Origin of the sequence: Rhizobium quercicola, from assembly GCF_021168455.1 — a bacterium.
Lineage (GTDB): Bacteria > Pseudomonadota > Alphaproteobacteria > Rhizobiales > Rhizobiaceae > Ferranicluibacter > Ferranicluibacter quercicola.
In genome coordinates this window covers 40769-62297 of sequence record NZ_JAJOZR010000005.1, presented here as the reverse complement: position 1 = coordinate 62297, position 21529 = coordinate 40769, and the positions used below count along the sequence as shown (strand labels likewise).

17 protein-coding genes, 1 tRNA gene and 1 pseudogene are annotated in these 21529 nt (G+C 63.7%); 12 read left to right on the top strand and 7 right to left on the bottom strand.

All coding sequences use genetic code 11. From position 1 onward, the window contains the following. The first annotated feature begins 147 nt into the window (after positions 1-147). Genes LRX75_RS08785 through LRX75_RS08760 form a run of 6 tightly spaced genes read left to right on the top strand, consistent with a single transcriptional unit; the run spans position 148 to position 6485 of the window. Positions 148-1209 carry a dipeptidase gene (locus LRX75_RS08785; protein ID WP_231813541.1) on the top strand — a complete coding sequence of 354 codons (1062 nt, stop codon included), beginning with the start codon at positions 148-150 and terminating at the stop codon, positions 1207-1209. 44 nt (positions 1210-1253) lie between these two features. Further along, a complete protein-coding gene (locus LRX75_RS08780) occupies positions 1254-2894 on the top strand; it encodes an ABC transporter substrate-binding protein (protein ID WP_231813540.1) in 1641 nt (546 codons plus the stop codon). Positions 2895-2903: 9 nt separating this feature from the next. Continuing rightward, complete coding sequence (locus LRX75_RS08775; protein ID WP_231813539.1) at positions 2904-3977, top strand: ABC transporter permease; 1074 nt, start codon at positions 2904-2906, stop codon at positions 3975-3977. Continuing rightward, positions 3974-4903, top strand: a complete 930-nt coding sequence (locus tag LRX75_RS08770) for an ABC transporter permease (protein WP_231813538.1) — start codon at positions 3974-3976, stop codon at positions 4901-4903. The genes LRX75_RS08775 and LRX75_RS08770 overlap by 4 nt, the downstream gene beginning before the upstream one ends. After that, positions 4900-5733 (top strand): ABC transporter ATP-binding protein, encoded by an 834-nt coding sequence (locus tag LRX75_RS08765; RefSeq protein ID WP_231813536.1) that lies wholly within the window; start codon positions 4900-4902, stop codon positions 5731-5733. The genes LRX75_RS08770 and LRX75_RS08765 overlap by 4 nt, the downstream gene beginning before the upstream one ends. Next, on the top strand, positions 5730-6485 hold the full coding sequence (locus LRX75_RS08760) for an ABC transporter ATP-binding protein (RefSeq protein ID WP_231813534.1): 756 nt from the start codon (positions 5730-5732) through the stop codon (positions 6483-6485). The genes LRX75_RS08765 and LRX75_RS08760 overlap by 4 nt, the downstream gene beginning before the upstream one ends. 126 nt (positions 6486-6611) lie before the next feature. On the opposite strand, the gene LRX75_RS08755 is transcribed toward LRX75_RS08760, so the two are convergent. Continuing rightward, entirely contained in the window at positions 6612-9296 is a 2685-nt protein-coding gene (locus LRX75_RS08755) for a glycosyltransferase (RefSeq protein WP_231813532.1), read from the bottom strand. A 368-nt stretch (positions 9297-9664) separates the two neighbouring features. On the opposite strand from LRX75_RS08755, the gene LRX75_RS08750 reads away from it, so the two are divergent. Beyond that, complete coding sequence (locus LRX75_RS08750) at positions 9665-11047, top strand: ethanolamine ammonia-lyase subunit EutB (RefSeq protein WP_338110293.1); 1383 nt, start codon at positions 9665-9667, stop codon at positions 11045-11047. A 1-nt stretch (position 11048) separates the two neighbouring features. Continuing rightward, complete coding sequence (eutC, locus tag LRX75_RS08745) at positions 11049-11840, top strand: ethanolamine ammonia-lyase subunit EutC (RefSeq protein WP_231813530.1); 792 nt, start codon at positions 11049-11051, stop codon at positions 11838-11840. 121 nt (positions 11841-11961) lie between these two features. Here eutC and LRX75_RS08740 read toward each other — a convergent pair whose 3' ends face one another. Next, positions 11962-12138, bottom strand: coding sequence for a hypothetical protein (locus LRX75_RS08740; protein WP_231813528.1), 177 nt, complete (start codon positions 12136-12138; stop codon positions 11962-11964). Positions 12139-12416: 278 nt separating this feature from the next. On the opposite strand from LRX75_RS08740, the gene LRX75_RS08735 reads away from it, so the two are divergent. Together LRX75_RS08735 and LRX75_RS08730 are read left to right on the top strand one after the other, a co-directional pair. Beyond that, on the top strand, positions 12417-12734 hold the full coding sequence (locus LRX75_RS08735) for a hypothetical protein (protein WP_231813526.1): 318 nt from the start codon (positions 12417-12419) through the stop codon (positions 12732-12734). 336 nt (positions 12735-13070) lie between these two features. Next, entirely contained in the window at positions 13071-14888 is a 1818-nt protein-coding gene (locus LRX75_RS08730; protein ID WP_231813524.1) for a methyl-accepting chemotaxis protein, read from the top strand. 75 nt (positions 14889-14963) lie between these two features. Here LRX75_RS08730 and LRX75_RS08725 read toward each other — a convergent pair whose 3' ends face one another. From LRX75_RS08725 to LRX75_RS08710, 5 genes and pseudogenes are all read right to left on the bottom strand, one after another. Further along, positions 14964-15986 (bottom strand): ABC transporter substrate-binding protein, encoded by a 1023-nt coding sequence (locus tag LRX75_RS08725; RefSeq protein ID WP_231813522.1) that lies wholly within the window; start codon positions 15984-15986, stop codon positions 14964-14966. 104 nt (positions 15987-16090) lie between these two features. Then, complete coding sequence (locus tag LRX75_RS23525; RefSeq protein WP_476748527.1) at positions 16091-16582, bottom strand: flagellin; 492 nt, start codon at positions 16580-16582, stop codon at positions 16091-16093. 876 nt (positions 16583-17458) lie between these two features. Beyond that, a pseudogene (locus LRX75_RS23520) lies at positions 17459-17851 on the bottom strand (flagellin N-terminal helical domain-containing protein); the annotation flags it as partial. 222 nt (positions 17852-18073) lie between these two features. After that, positions 18074-18751: a hypothetical protein gene (locus tag LRX75_RS08715; RefSeq protein WP_231813518.1), complete on the bottom strand. Its 678-nt coding sequence runs from the start codon at positions 18749-18751 to the stop codon at positions 18074-18076. Between the two features lie 184 nt (positions 18752-18935). Beyond that, positions 18936-19012: transfer RNA gene (locus tag LRX75_RS08710), tRNA-Arg, on the bottom strand. A 212-nt stretch (positions 19013-19224) separates the two neighbouring features. On the opposite strand from LRX75_RS08710, the gene LRX75_RS08705 reads away from it, so the two are divergent. Both LRX75_RS08705 and LRX75_RS08700 read left to right on the top strand, forming a co-directional pair. Further along, positions 19225-19923, top strand: coding sequence for an SDR family NAD(P)-dependent oxidoreductase (locus tag LRX75_RS08705; protein WP_231813516.1), 699 nt, complete (start codon positions 19225-19227; stop codon positions 19921-19923). 43 nt (positions 19924-19966) lie between these two features. After that, positions 19967-21520 carry a cryptochrome/photolyase family protein gene (locus tag LRX75_RS08700; protein WP_231813514.1) on the top strand — a complete coding sequence of 518 codons (1554 nt, stop codon included), beginning with the start codon at positions 19967-19969 and terminating at the stop codon, positions 21518-21520. Positions 21521-21529 lie beyond the last annotated feature (9 nt).

The following is a 21529-nucleotide window of genomic DNA, read 5'->3' as shown; positions in this document are numbered from 1 at the left end:
CCACGCCGGCTCTGTCCTGTGCACTGCACATTTTGTTTGCAGTTCGTCGTTGCAAGCCCTTGCCGCATTGTCTAGCATTCATTTTGCCGACAGGCTCCCAGCACCTGATGTGATGGGTAATGTCCTGTTTTAGAAGGTTTTTCGATAATGCAGGCAGTTTTCGACGGGCATAATGATGTGCTGTTGCGGCTCTGGAGCCATGCACGGGGCGGGCAGGATCCCGTGGCGGAATTCCGGGATGGCACGCCCTCCGGGCATATCGACGGCCCGCGTGCAGCCAAGGGTGGTCTCGTGGGCGGCCTCTGCGCCATCTACATTCCCTCGGGCGACCTCGTTCTCAAGCAGCCGGATGCCAATGGCCATTATGCGACGCCGATGTCGGCGCCGCTGGAGCGTGCACCGTCGCTGGAGATCGCCCTGCAATTTGCCGCAATCGCCCTGCGCCTCGATCAGGCGAAGGCATGGCGCCTCTGCCGCTCGACGGCGGACATCCGCAAGGCGATGGCGGACGGGATCTTTGCAGCCGTGCTGCATATGGAAGGCTGCGAGGCGATCGATGCCGATCTCGCCGCTCTCGAGACGTTCTACGCGGCCGGCCTGCGGTCGCTCGGTCCCGTCTGGAGCCGCCACAATATTTTCGGCCACGGCGTGCCCTTCGCCTATCCGATGGACCCGGACACCGGACCCGGCCTGACGGATGCGGGTTTTGCGCTCGTTCGCGCCTGCGACCGGCTCGGCATCGCCATCGATCTCGCGCACATCACCGAGAAGGGCTTCTGGGACGTGGCGAAGACGAGCACGGCGCCGCTGATCGCCAGCCACTCCAATGCCCATGCGCTGACGCCCGTGGCCCGGAACCTGACCGACAGACAGATGGACGCGATCCGCGAGAGCGGCGGGCTGGCCGGCCTCAACTATGCCACCACCATGCTGCGCCCGGACGGGCAGGAAAATGCGGCAACGCCGCTTTCCGACATGGTGCGCCATGTGGACTACATGGTCGAGCGCATGGGAATCGATTGCGTCGCGCTCGGATCGGACTTCGACGGGGCGACCATTCCCGCCGAGATTGCCGACGCCGGCGGAAACCAGAACCTGATTGCCGCTCTGCGGCGTGCCGGTTATGGTGAGGACGATCTGACAAAACTCTGCCGGGAAAACTGGCTGCGTGTTCTTTCCAAGGTCTGGCACGAAACCGACCAGGGCTGACGATCAACGGCCGCAAAGGCCAGAATGACAAAGGGAACAGAGCGATGATGCATACTTTCGGCACGACGATGCGACGGTTGACGGCAGGGGCGGCGATCGCCCTCATCATGGCGGCGGCCGCGCCCGCCTATGCCGCAACGCCCGCGGACACGCTGGTTCAGGCCTGGGCGATCGACGACATCATTTCCATGGACCCGGGCGAGGCCTTCGAAATCTCGACGGCCGAAATCACCGCCAACACCTACAGCCTGCTCGTGCGGCTCGACCTTGCCGATACGTCCAAGGTCAAGGGCGACCTGGCCGAGAGCTGGACGGTGTCCGACGATGGCCTGACCTTCACCTTCAAGCTGAAGCCGGGCATGACCTTCGCCTCCGGCAATCCAATCACCGCCGAGGACGTCGCCTGGTCGATCGAGCGCGTTATCAAGATGGACAAGAGCCCGGCCTTCATTCTCACCCAGTTCGGCCTGAGCGGCGACAATGTGACGGAGAAGGCGAAGGCGGTGGATGCCACCACCTTCACGCTGACGGTCGACAAGCCCTATGCCCCGAGCTTCGTGCTGAACTGCCTGACGGCCACGGTCGGCTCGATCGTCGACAAGAAGCTTGTGCTGGAGCATGTGGCACCGGTCGAGAAGACCGCCGAGAACAAGTACGACAACGACTTCGGCAATGCCTGGCTGAAGACGAACTTCGCCGGCTCCGGTCCCTTCAAGCTGCGCGAATGGCGCGCCAACGAGGTCGTCGTGCTGGAGCGTAACGATACCTATTTCGGCGAGAAGCCGAAGCTTGCCCGCGTCATCTATCGCCACCTCAAGGAAAGCTCGGGCCAGCGCCTGGCGCTCGAGAACGGCGACATCGACATCGCCCGCAATCTCGAGCCGAACGATCTGGAATCGACGGCCGGCAAGGAGGGCATCGTTCAGACCAGCGCGCCCAAGGGCACGGTGTTCTATTTCAGCCTGAACCAGAAGAACCCGAACCTCGCCAAGCCGGAAGTGATCGAAGCCTTCAAGTATCTGGTCGATTACGATGCGATCGGCTCGACGCTGATCAAGGGCGTCGGCGAGGTGCACCAGACGTTCCTGCCGAAGGGCGTTCTCGGCGAGCTGGACGAAAAGCCCTTCACATTCGACGTGGCCAAGGCCAAGGCATTGCTGGCCAAGGCCGGCCTGCCGGACGGCTTTACCGTGACGATGGACGTGCGCAGCAACCAGCCGACCACGGGTATCGCGGAATCGATCCAGCAGACGGCGGCGCAGGCCGGTATCAAGATCGACATCATTCCCGGCGACGGCAAGCAGACGATCACCAAGTTCCGTGCCCGCACGCACGACATCTATATCGGCGTCTGGGGCCAGGATTACTTCGATCCGAATTCGAATGCCGAGACCTTCACGATCAACTACGACAATTCGGACGAGGGCAAGAACAAGACGCTCGCCTGGCGCAATGCCTGGGACGTTCCGGATCTGACGGAACAGACGAAGGCTGCCCTGCTGGAAAAGGATCCGGCGAAGCGCGCCGACATCTACAAGGGCCTTCAGAAGGCCGTTCTCGATCGTGGTCCGTTCGTCGTGATCTACCAGCAGACCGAAGTCGCGGGCGTGCGCAAGGACGTGCAGAACTTCAAGCTGGGCCCGAGCTTCGACACGACCTTCCTCGGTGGCGTCACCAAGGAATAGGCCGGCCGCATGACCCTTCCCGAAACGTCGCAGATGGTGGCCGGGCGCTCGAAAGGCGCCCGGGCGCGGGGGCGGGCGGCCATCGTCGCGCGCTTCCTCGTGGTCATCGTCACCACCTATCTCGGCCTTCTCGCCGTGACCTTCTTCATCGGCCGGGTGATCCCGATCGATCCGGTGCTGGCCGTTCTCGGCGACCGGGCGCCCGCCCATGTGGTGGAGCGGGTGCGCGAGGAGATGGGGCTGAACCTGCCGCTCTACCAGCAGTTCCTTCGCTATCTCGGCGATGCGCTGCAGGGAAATTTCGGGACGTCGGTGCTCACCACCAATCCCGTCATGACGGACATCCGCCGCGTGCTGCCGGCGACCTTCGAGCTTGCGACGCTCGGGACGCTGATCGGCAGTCTCATCGGCGTGCCGCTCGGCGTTCTCGCCGCCGTCAAGCGCGGCAGCCTGATCGATCAGGCCGTGCGCATCGTCGGGCTGATCGGCTATTCCGTGCCGATCTTCTGGCTGGCGCTGCTGTCGCTGCTCCTGTTCTACGCGCAGCTTCGCTGGGTCGCCTTTCCCGGCCGGATCGATGTCGTCTACGAATATACCTTCACGCCGAAGACCGGGCTCTTTCTCCTGGATTCGCTGTGGCAGGGACAGTGGGACGTGTTTCGCGACGTCTTCCGCCACATCATCCTGCCGGCGAGCCTGCTCGGCTATGTGTCGCTTGCCTATATCAGCCGGATGACGCGCAATTTCATGCTCAATGAATTGTCGCAGGAATATATCGTCGCGGCCCGGGCGAAGGGGCTTTCGGAGAGCCGGATCATCTGGTTCCATGCGCTGCGCAATGCCGCCGTGCCGCTCGTCACCGTCATCGCCCTGTCCTATGCGAGCCTTCTGGAAGGCTCGGTGCTCACCGAGACCGTGTTCGCCTGGCCGGGGATCGGGCTCTACATCACCAACTCGCTGCAGAATGCCGACATGAACGCCGTGCTCGGCGGCACGATCGTGATCGGCTCGATCTTCATCGCCATCAATATCCTGTCCGATATTCTCTACCGGACGCTCGACCCGAGGACGCGCGCGCGATGACGGCTGTACCCTCCGCTCCCATGAGCCGGCGCGACTGGCTTCTCTCCGACCGGCCGCAATCGCGGATGCAGGCGCGGCTCGGCCGGGCCTATATGACCTGGCGCCGGTTTTCGGCCAACCGGCTGGCGCTGCTCGGTCTCGGCATTCTCGTCCTGCTCATCCTGATGGCGATCTTTGCCGGCGTGCTGTCGCCGCATTCGCCCGTCACCGGCAATCTGGCCGGCGCGCGCCTGTTGCCGCCGGGCTCTCCCGGTTATCTTCTCGGGACCGACGAGCAGGGGCGCGATATCCTGTCGCGGCTTCTGCACGGGTCGCGGCTGACGCTGTTCGTCATCATTCTCGTCGCCGTCATCGCCGCGCCGATCGGCCTCGTCGTCGGTGCCGTCGCCGGCTATGCCGGCGGCTGGGTCGATGCGGTGCTGATGCGGATCACCGATATCTTCCTCGCTTTTCCGAAGCTCGTGCTGGCGCTCGCGCTCGTTGCGGCCCTCGGGCCGGGGATCGAGAACGCGGTGCTCGCCATCGCCGTCACCTCCTGGCCGCCCTATGCGCGCATCGCACGGGCCGAAACCATGACCGTGCGCAATGCGGACTATATCGCTGCCGTGCGGCTGATGGGGGCGTCTCCCCTGCGCATCGTGCTGCTGCATGTCATGCCCATGTGCCTCTCTTCGCTGATCGTGCGCATCACGCTCGACATGGCGGGCGTCATTCTGACGGCCGCCGGCCTCGGCTTTCTCGGGCTCGGCGCCCAGCCGCCGCTGCCGGAATGGGGCGCCATGATCGCGTCCGGCCGCCGTTTCATTCTCGACCAATGGTGGGTGGCGACCATGCCGGGCATCGCGATCCTGCTCGTCAGCCTCGCCTTCAACCTTCTGGGCGACGGTCTTCGCGATGCCCTCGATCCGCGCGAGGCCGGACAATGAGCCCGCTTCTGACCGTCAAGGATCTGCGCGTGAGCTTCCCCACGCGGACCGGGCTGGTGGAGGCCGTGCGCGGCGTGACGTTTTCGCTGGGGCGCGAGCGCCTCGGCATCGTGGGCGAAAGCGGCTCGGGCAAATCCCAGACGGGACGCGCGATCATGGGCCTGACGCCGCCGCATGCGCGGATCACGGCGAAGACGCTGACCTTCGACGGCATCGATCTGCTCACGGCGTCGCCGCGCCAGAGGCGCGAGCTGCGCGGCAACCGTGTCGCCATGATCCTGCAGGACCCGAAATATTCGCTGAACCCTGTCATGACCATCGGCCGCCAGATCGTGGAAACGCTGCGAACGCATCGCAGGATCGGCGCGTCTGAGGCCAAGGAACGGGCGATCGCCATGCTGGAAGCGGTGCAGATCCGCGATGCCGCGCGCGTCTTCGACCTGCATCCGCACGAGATTTCCGGCGGCATGGGGCAGCGCGCGATGATCGCGATGATGCTGATCGCGGAGCCGGAGCTGTTGATCGCCGACGAGCCGACCTCGGCCCTCGACGTGACGGTGCAGCTCGACGTGCTCGCCATTCTCGACAAGCTCGTGGCCCAGCGCGGCATGGGCCTGATCTTCGTCAGCCATGATCTGCGGCTGGTCTCGTCCTTCTGCGACCGGGTGATCGTGATGTATGCCGGTCGTATCGTCGAGGAGATCGCAGCCCAGGACCTGCGCAATGCGCGCCATCCCTATACGCAGGGGCTGTTGTCCTGCATGCCGGAGATCGGCAGCGACCGGCATCCGCTGCCTGTCCTCGACCGCAAGCCGGAGTGGGCCCTATGAGCATTGCCGTTTCCGCACGTGACGTCACGGTCATCTACGAGGATTTCAAGGCGCTCGACAGCGTCAGCATCGCGGTCGGGAAGGGCCAGTCCTACGGTCTCGTCGGCGAGTCCGGTTCCGGCAAATCGACGCTTCTGCGGGCGATCGCGGGCCTTGCGCCGGTTGCCTCCGGCACGCTGGAGGTCCATGGCCGGACGCTGGCGCTGCGCCGCCGCGACAAGGCGTTCTATCGCGACGTCCAGATGGTCTTTCAGGACCCCTACGGCTCGCTGCATCCGCGCCAGACCATCGATCGTCTGCTGCAGGAGCCGCTGGCGATCCACGGCATTTCCGACGCCGAGGCGCGCATCGCGCGGGCGCTGGACGAGGTGGGATTGGGCACGGGCTTCCGGTTCCGCTATTCCCACCAGCTTTCCGGCGGGCAGCGCCAGCGCGTGGCGATTGCCCGGGCGCTGATCGTCGAGCCCTCGATCCTGCTGCTGGACGAGCCGACATCCGCGCTCGATGCCTCGGTGCAGGCGGAGGTGCTCAATCTGCTGGAGCAGATCCGGCGCGACCGGGGCCTCACCTTCCTGATGGTCAGCCACGACCTCGGCGTCGTCACGCATATGTGCGACCAACTCGCCGTCATGCGCAACGGCCGTGTCGTGGAGCATCTAAGCGCGTCGGATCTCGTGGAAGGCCGGATCACCGCGGACTATACGCGCAATCTGATGGTCGCGAGCAAGGGCTTCGTTCGCACGCCGGCGTGACGGCGCGCGTTCGATCATACGATTCAAGACTGACAAGACCAAGCCAGCCCGAGGTCGGGCAAGCCTGCTGCGGGGCGGGCATGAGCCCCCGCGTCTCTTCAGACACGCGGGGAGAGGGGGCCGATCTCAGAGAGACGCACTCTTTCGGGCCGGTTCTGCCGAGACGGCCGCCGGGGCCGGCTGCGCGAGGGTCTCGCCCAATGCCAGAAGCGCATCCGAGAGGGCGGTCGGGCTGTTGATCAGCTTCGGATCGAGGATATGGCCGGTGCCGGCTTCGCGGATACGATCGGCCTGCGCACCGAGGTCGAAGACGACCGTGGGCACGCCGGTCTTCAGTGCGATCGACAGCGTGTAGCAGAAGGTTTCCGGCCAGACGCTCGGGATGAAGATCAGGTCGGGCTGGATGCGCTCGAGCTCGATGAAGGCTTCCTCGTTCGTCGTATAGGCCCCCGTGATCTCCACATCGGCCTTGGTCAGCGCTTCGTCGTTGTTGGTGTAGCCGACGACGCTGTAGTCGATGCCGAGATAGCGGTCGCGGGAGTCGTTTGCCAATGCCAGCAGGATATCGCTGCCCTTGTGCGAGCCGATGGCACCGATGAGGGTAACGCGGATCTGCCCGTCCGGGCGACGCGGCAGGACGTCCGGCAGCACGTCCCAGGTCTCCTCGTGCGGGACGACGCGGATGTCCGCCTTCGGGAAGAAGGTACGGAAGATCTCGGCCGATGCCTTGCTGGGCGATTCCACCTTGGCATCCACCAGAAACGCGTTGTAGGCGGCATGGCGGATGTCGGGATCGCAGGGGTCGGTCGCCTGCGGGTTCTTCATCAGCGCCCACTGGCGCAGATCCGCCATGGTCGGTAGGCCGGCATAGATCTGGTCGGGACGGATCAGCTGGTAGTGGTGGGTGATGGCCGAGTAGTCGTGCAGCACCAGCGTCTTTTCCGCGCTGAGGGCGGAGAGCGATGCGAGCAGGGCGCTGTGGAAGTCCCAGGTGAGGCCGGCAAACGAGTTCACCATGATGCGGCTCGGGGAGAGGTCGGCGAGCAGCTGCAGCACGAAGGCCATCTCCGTGCGCATGTCGATATCCACGAGGTTCGGGACGTAGATGTCGTCCTGGGAGAAGGAGACCATGTGGTTGTCATGGACCTTCATCATGAGCGACTTCGTGCCGAGCAGGGAGAGTTCGGCGGCCTTGTCCTTCAGATAGGTGTCGATGCCGCCGCCCCAGTTGTGGGTGACCATCAGCGCGGCGCCCTTGGCCATGTCGATCAGCCGCGCGCGATCCAGCGTACGGCGTGCCGTCTGCGCCGGATCGGCTTCGAAATGATGCCGCACGAGCGACGGGTAGTTCGGATGCTTGCGCAGCAGCGCCTTCTGTCCCGCATCGAAATTCTCCGCCTTGGAGGAGGAGAAGGAGACCGAGCCGACATGGAAGGTGAAGACGTCGCAGGCGAGCAGGTTCTTGTAGCCGGCATTCAGGCTGCGCATGCAGAAGTCGTTCTCTTCGCCATAGCCGACCTTGAAGGCGACGGGGTCGAGCGCGCCGATCTCCTCGATGACCGAGCGGCGCATGTAGAAGCAGAAGCCGACGCCGGTCGGCGCTTCCACGGCAACGCCGGCATTGGCGCGGCCGGCGATATCGTTCATCTTGGCCGGCGTGCACTCGAGCGAGAGCAGGTTGTTCTTGTCGCGCAGCGGGTAGCTGCAGAGCGTCGCATTGTTGGAGAGCGGCGTGATGGTGGCGACGCGCGGGTCCTTGTCGGCGTGGGCGATCATCCGCTCGAACCAGCCGGGGAAAACGAAGGCGTCGGAGTTGAGCAGGACCACATCGAGCCCGCCCGAGAGATCCGCGATCGCATGGTTGCAGGTCTGGACGAAGCCGCGGTTCTTTTCGCTCAAGTGATAGTCGAACAGGCCCTTTTCGCCGAGGCGCGCCAGTTCCGCGTTGAGCTTCTGATCCGGGCCGCAGTCGTTGATGACGAGCAGGCTGTAGGCCGCATCGCCGCGTGCCGAAAGGGCGTGATAGACGGAGGCCAGCGTCTCGTCGTAACCCTTGTAGACCGGAAGGATGACGACGGCGCGCGTCGTGTCGCCGAGGACGGCGGGGGAGAGGGCGTCCCATTCGTGACGTTCCGGCGCCTTTGCCGTGAACCAGCGCTTTTCGCTGAGCGCGTTGCCGCGAAAGCCCTTGCTGCGATTCTTGACATAATGCAGCAGCGGCATGGTGCCGGGCTTCAGGTGCTTGCGGTACTGGCGCTCGTAATACCACGGGTCGAAAATGTGGGAGGGAGACCGCTTTTCCTTCCAGCCGAACAGGATGTAATGGAGGCGCGGATCGACGCCGGCCGTCGCGATATCGCCGTTCAGTTCGAGATAGTCTTCCGTGCTGAAGACCTCGTCGATCATCCGGATCGTTTCGGGATACGCATATTCCGAACCGAGCATCAGGCTCAGTTCCTTCTCGGCCTGCGGGTTGCCGTCGGCCTCGAAAGCTTTCAGAAAGTTCTCGTAGCCGCCCCAGATGTCGCCGCGGAAGCGGAGCATGTGTGCGAGGTGGAAATAGGCTTCGGACTGATCCGGCGCCAGTTCGCTTGCGGTCACATAGGCGCTGCGGGCACTACCGATGTCGCCCATCTCCTTGCGGCAATGGCCGAGCTGGATCCAGATCGCGACCTTCGTCGGGTCTGCCTTGAGAACCTGTTCGTAGAGACGCGCAGCCTCCGCCCAGTTGTGGGCAGCATTCGCGGCATCCGCCTTTTGCAAGAGGGGCGCGGTCGCGCTTTTGCTCGATGTTCCTTTCAGGAGGTCCAACCAGTTTCCGGCAGCCATGAATATCCTCGAAATGAAAATCTGAAACATGAAATGTGCGCCAAAGGCGTCGGTTCGGTCCGGTGTTCTTAAAGCGCTCCTGCCCCGACTGTCAAAGGATATCAAGGCTTTCCGATGGCAGGGCAGGGCTGCGGCGCGCCCGAATTGATGGTCTGTCACGGCTAACGCATTGAACAAAAGAAATGATTTTCCTTGCAGTGCGGCAAGCATTGTGCGCTGCGGCGATTTCCGCCTTGCGATGGCCGGCGCGGCATGGTTTGTATCAGAGGGTCCTGAATCGAACGGCAAGATCCGTGTTGCGCGCCTCTCTGCAAGGTTCGCCGGCCGGATGCCAGAAGCGGAGACGACGTGTGACCTATCGCATCATTGCCGGCGGAACCCTGTGGGCCTTTGCCGACCTGAAGCAGCTGATGGCCAAGGCCACGCCGCTGCGCTCCGGCGACGTGCTGGCCGGTGTCGCGGCATCGAGCGCGGAAGAGAGCGTTGCCGCCCGCATGTGCCTTGCCGATGTGCCGCTGAAGCAATTCCTCACCGAGGCGCTCATTCCCTATGAGGCGGATGACGTCACCCGGCTGATCATGGACAGCCATGATGCGACCGCGTTCCGGCCGGTCGCACATATGACGGTGGGGCAGTTCCGGGACTGGCTGCTGACGCCGGCCGCAAGTTCCGCTGTTCTCTCCGCTCTGGCGCGCGGGCTGACGCCAGAGATGGTCGCGGCCGTGTCCAAGCTCATGCGCAACCAGGATCTCATTCTCGTCGCCCGGAAATGCCGTGTGGTCACGCGCTTCCGCAACACGATCGGCTTGGCCGGCACGATGGCGGTGCGACTGCAGCCGAACCATCCCTATGACGACAAGCGCGGTATCGCCGCCAGTATCGTCGATGGACTGCTCTATGGCTGCGGCGATGCGGTGATCGGCATCAATCCGGCGTCCGACAATATCGCGGTGCTGAGCGACCTCAATCATATGCTCGACGAGATCGTGCATCGCTACGACATTCCCACGCAGACCTGCATCCTGACGCATGTGACCTCGTCGATCGGCATGATCGAGCAGGGCGTGCCGGTCGATCTGGTGTTCCAGTCGGTGGCGGGCACGCAGAAGACCAACCAGTCGTTCGGCGTGACGCTCGACATGCTGCGGGAAGGGCGCGACGCCGCGCTCTCGCTGAAGCGCGGGACCGTGGGCGACAACGTCATGTATTTCGAGACGGGGCAGGGGTCGGCGCTCTCGGCCGGCGGCCACCATGGCGTCGATCAGCAGACCTGCGAGGCCCGCGCCTATGCGGTCTGCCGCGCCTTCGATCCGCTGATCGTCAATACGGTCGTCGGCTTCATCGGGCCGGAATATCTGGCGGACGGCAAGCAGATCGTGCGGGCCGGGCTCGAGGACCACTTCTGCGGCAAGCTGCTCGGCGTGCCGATGGGCTGCGACATCTGCTACACCAACCACGCCGAAGCCGACCAGGACGACATGGACGTGCTGTTGACGCTGCTCGGCGCGGCCGGCGTGACCTTCGTCATCGGCGTTCCCGGCGCGGACGATATCATGCTGAACTACCAGTCGACCTCGTTTCACGACCAGCTCTACATCCGCGAGGTTCTCGGCCTCGGCCGCGCGCCGGAGTTCGAGGCGTGGCTGCAGCGCATGGGCCTGACGGACGCTGCCGGCCAGCTGACCCATCACGGGCTCGATCATCCCCTGCTGACCATTCTGGAGGCCTCCTGACATGGCGAAGGATCTTGCAATGACGGATGCCGCCCGCGTCTCGCGGGAGACGAACACAGCCCTGACTGCGCTGACGGACGCGCGTGTCGGTCTTGGCCGCGTCGGAGCGTCGATGCCGACGGCGGAGGTGCTGAAGTTTGCCTATGCGCATGCCCGCGCCCGCGATGCGGTGCATGCCGATTTCGATGCGGATGCCCTGGGCGCGGCGCTGGCGGCGATCGGCCTTGAGAGCGTCTCGGCCCGCAGTGCGGCACCCGATCGGATGACCTATCTCCGGCGGCCTGACCTCGGACGCCGGCTTGCCGATGCGGATCGGGTGCGCCTGGACGCCTTGCAGGCCGAGGGCGTCGATATCGGGATCGTCGTTGCAGACGGCCTTTCGGCGACGGCCGTGCATGTGAATGCGGTGCCGTTTCTGGCCGCGCTCCTGCAGATGCTGCGTAGTGCCGGGCTTACGGTCGGACCGGTCGCCTTCGTCCAGAACGCGCGCGTGGCCGTCGGCGACGAGATCGGCGCGCTTTTGCGGGCGCGGCTGGTGCTGGTGCTGATCGGGGAGCGGCCGGGCCTCTCCTCCGCCGATAGTCTGGGCGTATACCTCACGCATGGGCCGGTGCCGGGGCGCTCGGATGCTGAGCGGAACTGCATCTCCAATATCCGCGAGGGCGGGCTCGTTCCGCCGCTGGCCGCGCGCAAGGCCATGTGGCTCGTGAGCGAGTCCCTGCGCCGGCAGCTGAGCGGCGTTGCGTTGAAGGAAGAAGAGGCGACGCTGATCGGAACCGCGGCCGACGGGTGATTTTTCTCTTGGACTAAATGCTCGGGCGCTGACGTCGATCCCGCGCTTCCTCTGTCATGCCATACAGCGGGGTGTCATGCCGCGGGGCAGGCGTCCTCCGATCGCGTCGCGGATCCGATCATCAGGGCATGAGCCAGACGATAAAGGCGATGATGAGGGCCCAGGCGGCCAGCGACAGCAAGACGGCGACAGCGAGTGCGAGGATGCGCAGGGTCGGTGCGAAGCGTGACACTTCGTCCGGCCGGCGTGCGGCCCATCCGAGCAGGGAGAATTCGCAGGAAAAGATCCAGGCTGGCATCGGTGTTCCCGGTGTGTGCGTTAACGCTGACTTAAATAATAGAAGGCTGGGCAAGGACGCAAGCATAAAGCGCAGGATGGTGCAGCGAAGCGGGTTTCTCGCAACGTGAAGCTGCCGCCTGCGGCGTGCCGCGCACGGCGCGGGAGAGGCTGCATGCCGCCCAAGCCTTTCTGCGGTTAAGGTAAACGTCAGCTATCTTAGCCAGCGCTTGCGTTTGGTGATCGCACCGGGCACTCTGATAGGCATAACTTGTATTTTGCCGGCGGAGGTTTGCAGGCATGCGACATCGTCCCTACGGGTTTCGACCCTCGCTGCGCCTGACGGCGCTTCTTGCCGCGATCCTGATATCGCTGACCCTTTGGGGGCTGCTTTACGCCGCCTATGCGATGATGGCGTGGATGTGGCTCGGCTGTCTCGGGATCCTCGCCATCCTCGCGCTGGTGTTTTACGAAAGCGGAGACTTCCGCAATGCGAGCTGGCCACTGACCATTCTCGCCTATGCCTTCTGGCCGCTGACGGTGGTGGGCGTGCTCGTCTACCTCGCAACGGGATCGGGTAAGCAGGCGGATACATCGGCGCGTGTTTCCGACCGTTGAGCGTATGTCCTTCGTGTTGTCTTCGCGGCTGCCTGGCGGATGGAAGAATCTTGGATGTCCATGCACCGTGTTCCGGCGCCGGTCTTGCGGCTGGTGATGGCAGGGTGCCTTGACGATCGGCACCGTCCAGTCTCATGACCGGTCGTTGCCAATGGTTCGAAGCATAGCCGTCTCTGTGATGGAGTATTCCGCTCTCATATTAGAAAAATTTGAGTTACATAAACTTAAGAGTTGAAGCGCATACTGCCGCCGAACGCCGCGATGTAGGTCGGTGCCGTTGCGCTTCCTTGGTCATGACGGCCGGGTGGATGTGCGTCCGTCCAGCATAGGTGTTTCGTGACCAGGCCATCCATCCGTACATCGCTTATCGGCATCTTCGCCGCCATCGCCGTCCTCACGGCCATTTTCTCTGTCGTGGCGCTGCAATCCCTGTCCAAGACGCGGTCGATTGCGGATAAAGTGGTGACGGAAGTGTTCCCGGCCGTTTCCGCCGTCAAGGACATCCGCATCGAACTGGTGTCCATGCGGCTCGGTTACTTCCAGTATCTCGCCGCCCTGACGCCGGAAGCCACGAAGACGGCGGAATCCCTGCTCGGCGACGCCCGCGTGCGGATCCAGCATGCGGTCGAGGTGTACACGCCTTATGTCAGCACCGATTCCGAGCGTGCGCTTCTGCAGCGCGTGACGGAGACCCTGGCCACCTATGGCAAGGCCGGCGACGACATGATCGCGCTCGCCAAGGTGGGCAATTTCCAGCAGGCGAGCAACATGCTCGAGACCATGGGCGGCATCATCACCCCCGCACAGTCCGCGCTTGACGACCTGATCGCGGGCAACACCGTGCGCGTCAACGACGCCACGAACGTGATGCACCAGACATCCGCCGATGCGACGCTGATCACCTTCATTCTGATCGGTGTCGTCGCGACCCTTCTCGTCGCCTCGACGCTCTATATCCTGCGCGGGATCGCAAGCCCGATCCACTCGATCACGGCCGCGATGACTGGCCTTGCCGGCGGCGATACCGACAGCACCATTCCCTACGCGCAGCGCACCGACGAAATCGGCCAGATGGCCAGTGCGGTCGAAGTGTTCCGGACGGCGGCCGTCAACAACAAGGAGCTTCAGACCCAAGCCGAGTCCCTGCGGCGGACGGCCGAGGCCGACCGCGAGCGCCTTTCGGCCGAGGCCGAACGGGCCGCCCAGGCGCGTCTCGAACAGGCGACATCGAGCCTTGCCGACGGCCTGCGCCGTCTGGCGGCCGGCGATCTCTCCTTCCGTCTCGACGTGCCCTTCGCCCCCGATTTCGAAGCGCTGCGCCATGACCTGAACGCTGCCGTCTCCCAGCTCAACGAGACGCTGGCCGCCGTGGCCGTGGCGGCCGACCAGATCGACAACGGCGCCCGCGAAGTCAGCGAAAGCGCCAACGATCTCTCCCGCCGCACGGAGCAGCAGGCCGCTTCTCTCGAGGAAACGGCCGCCGCCCTCGATCAGATCACCGCGAATGTCGGCCAGTCCTCCATGCGCACCAACGAGGCCCGCGAAGTGGCGTCTCACGCCAACAAGAGCGCCTCCCGCTCGGGCGAGGTCGTTGCCGAAGCCGTCACCGCCATGGGCCGTATCGAGCATTCGTCCAGCCAGATCTCCTCGATTATCGGCGTGATCGACGAGATCGCCTTCCAGACGAACCTGCTGGCGCTGAACGCCGGCGTCGAGGCGGCGCGCGCCGGGGAAGCCGGCCGCGGCTTTGCCGTCGTCGCGCAGGAGGTCCGGGAGCTGGCCCAGCGCTCGGCCAAGGCCGCCAAGGAAATCAAGGACCTCATCCGCAACTCCACGGCCGAGGTCGAGAGCGGCGTCAAGCTGGTGCGCGACACCGGCGACGTGTTGAAGACGATCGAGGCGCATGTGATCGAGATCAACGGCCATATGGAGGCGATCGCCACCTCGGCACGCGAACAGTCCACCGGCCTTGCCGAGGTCAACATCGCCGTCAACCAGATGGACCAGGTGACGCAACAGAACGCCGCCATGGTCGAGGAGACCAGCGCCGCAGGAAGCACGCTTGCAAGCGAGAGCGCCCGCCTGCGCGAACTGATCTCCCACTTCACCCTCGGTGGACGCTCCTCCAACGCGCAGCAGCGCTACGCCGCCTGAGGTTTCCCGACCCTCACCACGAAAACCGGCCGCTTTCGCGCGGCCGGTTTTTCTCTGTCCGCAACCGCGGGCGCGTCAATGCTCCGGCTTGCGGTCGAGACCGACGCCCTTGCAGGAAAAGCGGGTATCGAAGGCCTTGGCCGGATCGGTGTCCGGTCTGATCAGTTTCGCTTTCACCAGTTCGTCTGCGAGCTGCCGGTAGCGTTCGGCCGTCATGCATCCGATGCCCTTCTCGAGCGCATCGCCGCTGTCCACGATCCCGTATTGCTTGATCTTGTCGATCGCATAGGCGATCTGGCCGTCGCTCATCTCCGGATTGGCCGCCCGGATCAGCGCGTTTGCCGCCGTATTGTCCCCGTAGAGATAGGCATACCAGCCCTCGATCGAGGCATCGACGAACCGCTGGACGAGATCGGGATGGGTGTCGATGAGGCTCTTCTGCGTTGTGATCATCGCTGCATAGGGCCTGTAGCCGCTGTCGGCGAGCAGGAAGATCCTGGGTTCGAGACCGGTCTGTCGTTCGATTTCGTAGGGTTCCGACGTGATGAGCCCCTGCTGGGCGGCGTTCCTGTTGGCCAGAAACGGCGCCGAACTGAAATTGTAGGGCCTGTACTGCTCATCGCGGAAGCCCGGGAAATTGGCTTTCATCCATGCGAAATAGGCGCCGAAGCCGCCTTGCGTCATATAGATCGTCTCGAGCCGTGCCAGATCCGCGAAGGTCTCGATGCCGCGATCGGGATGGGCCAGAATGACCTGGGCGTTCTTCTGGTAGAAGGCGGCGACATCGACGAGCGGGATGCCCTGCTCGATGCCGACCAGCTGCTCCTGCTGGGTGCCGAGATAGAAATCGAGTTTGCCGGCAAGCAGCAGGTTGCGATTCATCGCGGCCGGGCCGCCCTGAACGATCTCGACATTCAAGCCATACCGCGCATAGGTGCCATCGGCCACCGCCTGATAGAAGCCGCCATGATCCGCCTCCGCCAGCCAGTCCGTGCCGAACCGGACCGTATCGGCCCCTTCGGCGACCTTCGCGGAGAGACCAAGGAGGGCGAAAAAGGAGCTGGTCGCAAGGCTCCTGACGGTCGAAAATGCGCGCATGTGCGTTCCTGAAAAAATGGCGTGTTGGCAATCGGTTGCAAGGGAATTCAAGGGGTTTCTCATATGACCGGAAGGCTGGGCAATAGCGGGTGTCGTCATATCGATCACTGGAAGAGCTGCAGGATGTTCTGGGAATTGCTGTTGGCAATCTGGAGAGACTGGATGGCCAGCTGCTGTTGTGTTTGCAGCGCTTTGACCCTGGTCGAGGCTTCGTTCATCTCCGCATCGACAAGCCGGCCGACGCCCTTGTCGAGGTTCGACATCAGGGTCTGGGTAAAATCCCTCTGCATCACCATGCGCTTGTCGAGCGCGCCAAGGACAGCGCCGGCGTCGATGACTTCGGCCGACACGACCTCGATATATCCGATGTAGCGATCGAGCCAATCGGGATTGGCGACGATATCGATATCGAGGAAATTCTGTTCGGCAAGCGGTTCGATGCTGACGCCGATACTGTTGAATCCGATGCCGGTTCTCGAGCCGGACAAACGGTCGACATCCTTGTCCGACCGTACCGAGATGGTGCCCGGTGATGTCGCCTCGATGATGACGTTCGGCCAGCTGCTGCCGACCAGCGCGTGCAGCAATGTCACCATCTCGTCGGCCGTCTGGATCTCGCCGGTGTCCTTGCCCAGCAACGCGTTGACATAGGTCCGGTCGAAGCTGTGATGCGTCGCGGGCGCGCCGTTGACGCTGAAGTCGAAATCGATGCGCACCCCGTCTTTGTTGTCTCCGTCGGGGTAGACTTTGAACGGCTCGAAAGAGAGGACCATCTGTGACCCGCGTGATCCATAGTCTGTCGCTCTGTTGCTCAGTCCAGCGGCGCTGCCGGTCAGATTCGTGATCTCGATGGATGATCCGTTCAGGCCGGAACTCTCACTGGTACCGACGTTGACGTGGTTTGGTACGGTGCCGCCGCGACCATCCAATGTCAGGTTGGCATAGGCGCCAGCATTTGCCGCGGACAACGCTCGATCGAGAACGGACGCGTATTGTTTGTAGTCCACAATGACACCGTTCTGGCCCGGCAGCCACGTGTCGACAAATGCGCGGTCGATGGTGACGTGCGTTGTTTTGCCCGGATGATACGGCGGATCGAGATCGGCTGGATTGTCGGCATCGACCGTCACGTCGAACTCGATCTTATCGCTGGCGCCAAACGTCAGAGGACCTGTGAAGGTAAATCCGAACCGACCATTCTCGCCGCTCACCGCATTGTCCGGAAACGTTCGCACGACGCCATCGTTATCCATGAACGTGTCGTGGACGCGTACGCCACCAAGGGTTTTGAGCTTTCGCGTGTCGGCTTGCAGGATGCCCCCGCCATCCTTGTTGAAAAGGGAGACTTCCGAAAGATGGAAGTCGGTCGTTCCCAGGGACAGGCCGTTCTCGCTCCGGTGCAGGGCGTTGACGAGGGAAACGCGGTTCAGATCAGTGTCGTTGATATCCGCGACATCGGTCTTGAGCCAATTGACGCCGCTGAAGCTGGCCGCGTTGGCGACGCTCACGACCTGTTGCTGGAGCTGCGAAAGCTCCTTCTGAATCTTGGCCGGATCGACGCCCGGTTCCTTGGCCGCGATCAGCCGTGATGTGAATTCCGACAGGATATCCGACACGGCGGTGATGCCGTTATAGGCGGTATCGATCTGGGCGGAGCCGAGATTGATGACGTCGGTGACCGCTGTCATCGCCTTGTTGTCGGAGCGCATGGTGGTGGCAATCGACCAGTAGGCGGCATTGTCGGCCGCCGTTTCCACGCGCATGCCGGAGCTGATCTGCTGCTGTGCTTCCGCAGATCTCGACGCGATGCCGCGCAACGTCTGGAGAGCGGCCATGGCGGATGTGTTCGTCAGGAGGCTGGTCATGTCAAAAGGCCCGAAAGACAGGCTAGCCCCCCGACGTCAGAGCCGTCGGGTAGAGGGATAGCGAATGTGGGAACACTTTCAACGGTTAACCCTTGAGGGTGCTCGCCCTAATGGCGAGACCGTCGCCCGAGGGGGCGGGTTTATCCGCCGGCTCCGGGCTGTCTTGGCTGCGGTCATCCATCGAATCGGCCGCAATCGTTCATGTTTCTAAAATGACCGTGGTTAACGGGGTGTTAACGTGCCGGGCGATGCAGATCTGTCGCTCAGGGCGCGTAACTGCGGAATGACGCTCGCGACGAGGTCGAACTCCGGCGAAAAGCTGCCGACGAGATGAACGCATTGCCGCTCGATATCGCCCTTCTCGGCGATGTCCTTCACCGCAACGGCATTCTGGTGCAGAAATCGCGAGTACAGACGCCGTTCCTGCGACGCTGCGTCGGGAAACCTGATCCGCCCCATCTGTCGGGCAGCGGCCTTCATCCGGATGGCCTCGACAAACCCCTGGCGGACCGCGCCGTTCGTGATCGGGCCGACTTCCGCATGCAACCGCACCGATCCGGACCTTCCATCGTCGCCGACCCGGAATTCGATCCATGAGATCAGAGGATACCCGGCCCACCAGTTTTCACAGCCGTCCCACGCACCTCGGGTCTTCTCCAGCTCTGCAACCCAGCCGGCCGGCAGAAAGCTGACCTGATCCCTGGCAATCTCCGACAGGACAACATGGCCGTTACCGATTCTAACCAGCTTTCCACGCAACGGTTTTTCACCAAACACACCCCGAACCGCCTGATCAAAGCTACTGCCCGTGGCCGGTTTTGCCAGAAGATCGAGCGTCGCCTTATGATCGCGGTACAGTTGCAGGGCCAGATCATGTGCCGAAGGCTCGTCTCTGCTCATGGTCTGCCCCCTCGATACACGTCAACACCATGAAGCCGCCTCGCCAGGCAACCGCCCGCACCGCCGCGAATCCTCTTCATGCAATCACTGATATTCGGTGTCGCTCATATTGCCAATGCCGATCGCAACGGAAAGCGCGCGATTTTTCTCGGCTGTGACAGTTATTGGAGAGGGGGGGAAGAAATGGCGCACCCGACAGGATTCGAACCTGTGACCTTTGGAATCGGAATCCAACACTCTATCCAGCTGAGCTACGGGTGCAGCAACCGGCTTTGCCGGGTGGATGAGGGGTTCATAGCTTAGGTTTGGGTTGGCATCAATGGGGAAGACAGGGATTGGTGGAAAATCGGGCGGGGTGGCTGTGGTGCGGTGGCGGGGGAGATCCGGTTGGGGGCGTGGGGCGTAGACGGTGTTGACTGTGGGTGACCGGCCTTCTGGCGGGCCGACGGCGCAGATGTGGCCGGGAGAATGGAATGCTGGGGTTTCGGGACGGGTATCGGGCGGTGGTGTTGGGGGCGAGCGGCGGGATCGGGGCTGCGGTTCTGGTGGCGCTGGAGGGTGATCCGATGTGCGGTGAGGTGGTGGGGCTGTCGCGGCGGGATGACGGGATGGATGTGACGGAGGAGGGGTCCGTGCAGGCTGCCGCCCGTGGCGTTGCGGCGCGGCCGGGCACGGTCGATCTGGTGTTCGATGCGACCGGGGCGCTGGAGATCGACGGGCAGGGGCCCGAGAAGACGATCCGCGCGATCGATCCTGCCGTCATGGCGCGGCAGTTCGCGGTCAACGCCATCGGGCCGGCGCTGCTGATCAAGCATTTCGCGCCGCTCTTGCCGCGAGACCGGCGCTGCGTCCTCGCGACGCTTTCGGCGCGAGTCGGGTCGATCGGCGACAACAGGCTCGGCGGGTGGATTTCCTATCGCTCGGCAAAGGCGGCGCTCAACCAGATCGTGCGGACGGCGTCGATCGAGATCGCGCGCACATGCCCGCAGAGCGTCGTCGTCGCCCTGCATCCTGGCACGGTGGAAACCGGGCTGACGGCCACGCATGGGCGGCACGCCGACAAGGTGTCGCCGGCGGAAGCCGCGTCCGCTCTCCTTTCTGTTATTGATGGCCTCATACCGGCGCAGACGGGGCATTTCTTCGCTTACGACGGGACGGAGATCGCATGGTAGCGGCGACATCACGGGCGTGGCAGAGGGTGGGAGGGCAGGGCCGATGAGCGGTGATACGGTTCGCAACCTGATCCTCATCCTCGGCGACCAGCTGTCGCCGGAGATGTCGAGCCTCGCCGGCGCCTCGGCGGACGATGTGGTGCTGATGTGCGAGGTGATGGAGGAAGCGCACTATGTGCGGCATCATCCGAAGAAGATCGCGTTTCTCTTTTCCGCCATGCGCCATTTCGCCGAGGATCTGCGCGCGCGCGGGCTGACGGTGCGCTATGTGCGGCTCGAGGACGAGGGCAATAGCGGCGCGTTCGGAGGCGAGGTCGGTCGCGCCGTCTCGGAGCTGCGGCCGGACCGCGTCATCGTCACGGAGCCCGGCGAGTTCCGCGTGCTCGAGATGATGGACGGCTGGCAGCGGGCGTTCAATGTTCCGGTCGAGATCCGCGACGATACGCGGTTTCTCTGTTCGCGGTCCGAATTCGCAGCCTTTGCCGGCGGGCGGCGGCAGCTGCGCATGGAAACCTTCTACCGGGAGATGCGGCAGAAGACCCGTCTCTTGATGGAAGGCGACGCGCCGGCCGGCGGGCGCTGGAACTTCGACGCCGAAAACCGCAAGCCGGCGACGCTCGATCTGTTCTCGCAGCCGCGCAAGGGGTTTGCGCCGGATGCGATCACGGCGGAGGTGCTTGCGCTCGTCGGACGGCGGTTCGGCGCGCATTTCGGACGGCTCGAAGGCTTCGACTTCGCCGTCACCCGCGCGCAGGCGGAGACCTTGCGGGACCGGTTCATGGTCGATCACCTGCCGCGGTTCGGCGAGCGGCAGGATGCCATGCTCTCGGGCGATCCCGTGCTCAGCCACTCGCTGCTCTCGTTCTATCTCAATGCCGGGCTGCTCGATCCGCTGGATCTCTGTCGGCGGGCGGAGACCGTCTATCTTGCCGGCGATGCGCCGCTGAATGCGGTCGAGGGCTTCATCCGCCAGATCATCGGCTGGCGGGAGTATATTCGCGGCGTCTACTGGCTGAAGATGCCGGACTATCGGGAGATGAATTTTCTGGAGGCCGATCGCGCGTTGCCGGATTTCTACTGGACCGCCGACACGCGCATGGCCTGCCTGCGGCAGGTGATCACGGAGACGCGCGACAATGCCTATGCCCACCATATCCAGCGGCTGATGATCACGGGGAATTTCGCCATGCTGGCCGGGGTCCGGCCGCTCGAGATCCACCAGTGGTATCTCGAGGTCTATGCGGATGCCTATGAATGGGTGGAGTTGCCGAACGTCATCGGCATGAGCCAGTTCGCCGATGGCGGCTTTCTCGGGTCGAAGCCCTATGCCGCGGGCGGCAATTACATCAACCGCATGTCGGACTACTGCGAAGGCTGCGCCTACGACGTGCGCAAGAAGACAGGAAAGGATGCCTGTCCGTTCAACGCGCTCTACTGGGATTTTCTCGACCGCAACGCGGACAAGCTGAAGGGCAACCACCGGCTGGGGCCGGTCTATGCCGCCTGGGGCCGGATGAGCCCGGAGCAGAAGCGGGAGACGCGGCAGAGCGCCCGGGCGTTCCTTGCGGAACTGGACGCCCTGCCGAAGACCTATTGACCGCGTCTG

Excerpts from the sequence above, each read along its gene's own strand:
- LRX75_RS08715 (WP_231813518.1), bottom strand. The coding sequence starts at position 18,751 with ATGAGCAGAGACGAGCCTTCGGCACATGATCTGGCCCTGCAACTGTAC.
- LRX75_RS08775 (WP_231813539.1), top strand. The coding sequence starts at position 2,904 with ATGACCCTTCCCGAAACGTCGCAGATGGTGGCCGGGCGCTCGAAAGGC.
- LRX75_RS08780 (WP_231813540.1), top strand. The coding sequence starts at position 1,254 with ATGATGCATACTTTCGGCACGACGATGCGACGGTTGACGGCAGGGGCG.
- LRX75_RS08770 (WP_231813538.1), top strand. The coding sequence starts at position 3,974 with ATGACGGCTGTACCCTCCGCTCCCATGAGCCGGCGCGACTGGCTTCTC.
- LRX75_RS08705 (WP_231813516.1), top strand. The coding sequence starts at position 19,225 with ATGCTGGGGTTTCGGGACGGGTATCGGGCGGTGGTGTTGGGGGCGAGC.
- LRX75_RS08785 (WP_231813541.1), top strand. The coding sequence starts at position 148 with ATGCAGGCAGTTTTCGACGGGCATAATGATGTGCTGTTGCGGCTCTGG.
- LRX75_RS08735 (WP_231813526.1), top strand. The coding sequence starts at position 12,417 with ATGCGACATCGTCCCTACGGGTTTCGACCCTCGCTGCGCCTGACGGCG.
- LRX75_RS08760 (WP_231813534.1), top strand. The coding sequence starts at position 5,730 with ATGAGCATTGCCGTTTCCGCACGTGACGTCACGGTCATCTACGAGGAT.
- LRX75_RS08740 (WP_231813528.1), bottom strand. The coding sequence starts at position 12,138 with ATGCCAGCCTGGATCTTTTCCTGCGAATTCTCCCTGCTCGGATGGGCC.
- LRX75_RS08725 (WP_231813522.1), bottom strand. The coding sequence starts at position 15,986 with ATGCGCGCATTTTCGACCGTCAGGAGCCTTGCGACCAGCTCCTTTTTC.
- eutC (WP_231813530.1), top strand. The coding sequence starts at position 11,049 with ATGGCGAAGGATCTTGCAATGACGGATGCCGCCCGCGTCTCGCGGGAG.
- LRX75_RS08765 (WP_231813536.1), top strand. The coding sequence starts at position 4,900 with ATGAGCCCGCTTCTGACCGTCAAGGATCTGCGCGTGAGCTTCCCCACG.
- LRX75_RS23525 (WP_476748527.1), bottom strand. The coding sequence starts at position 16,582 with ATGGTGACATTGCTGCACGCGCTGGTCGGCAGCAGCTGGCCGAACGTC.
- LRX75_RS08700 (WP_231813514.1), top strand. The coding sequence starts at position 19,967 with ATGAGCGGTGATACGGTTCGCAACCTGATCCTCATCCTCGGCGACCAG.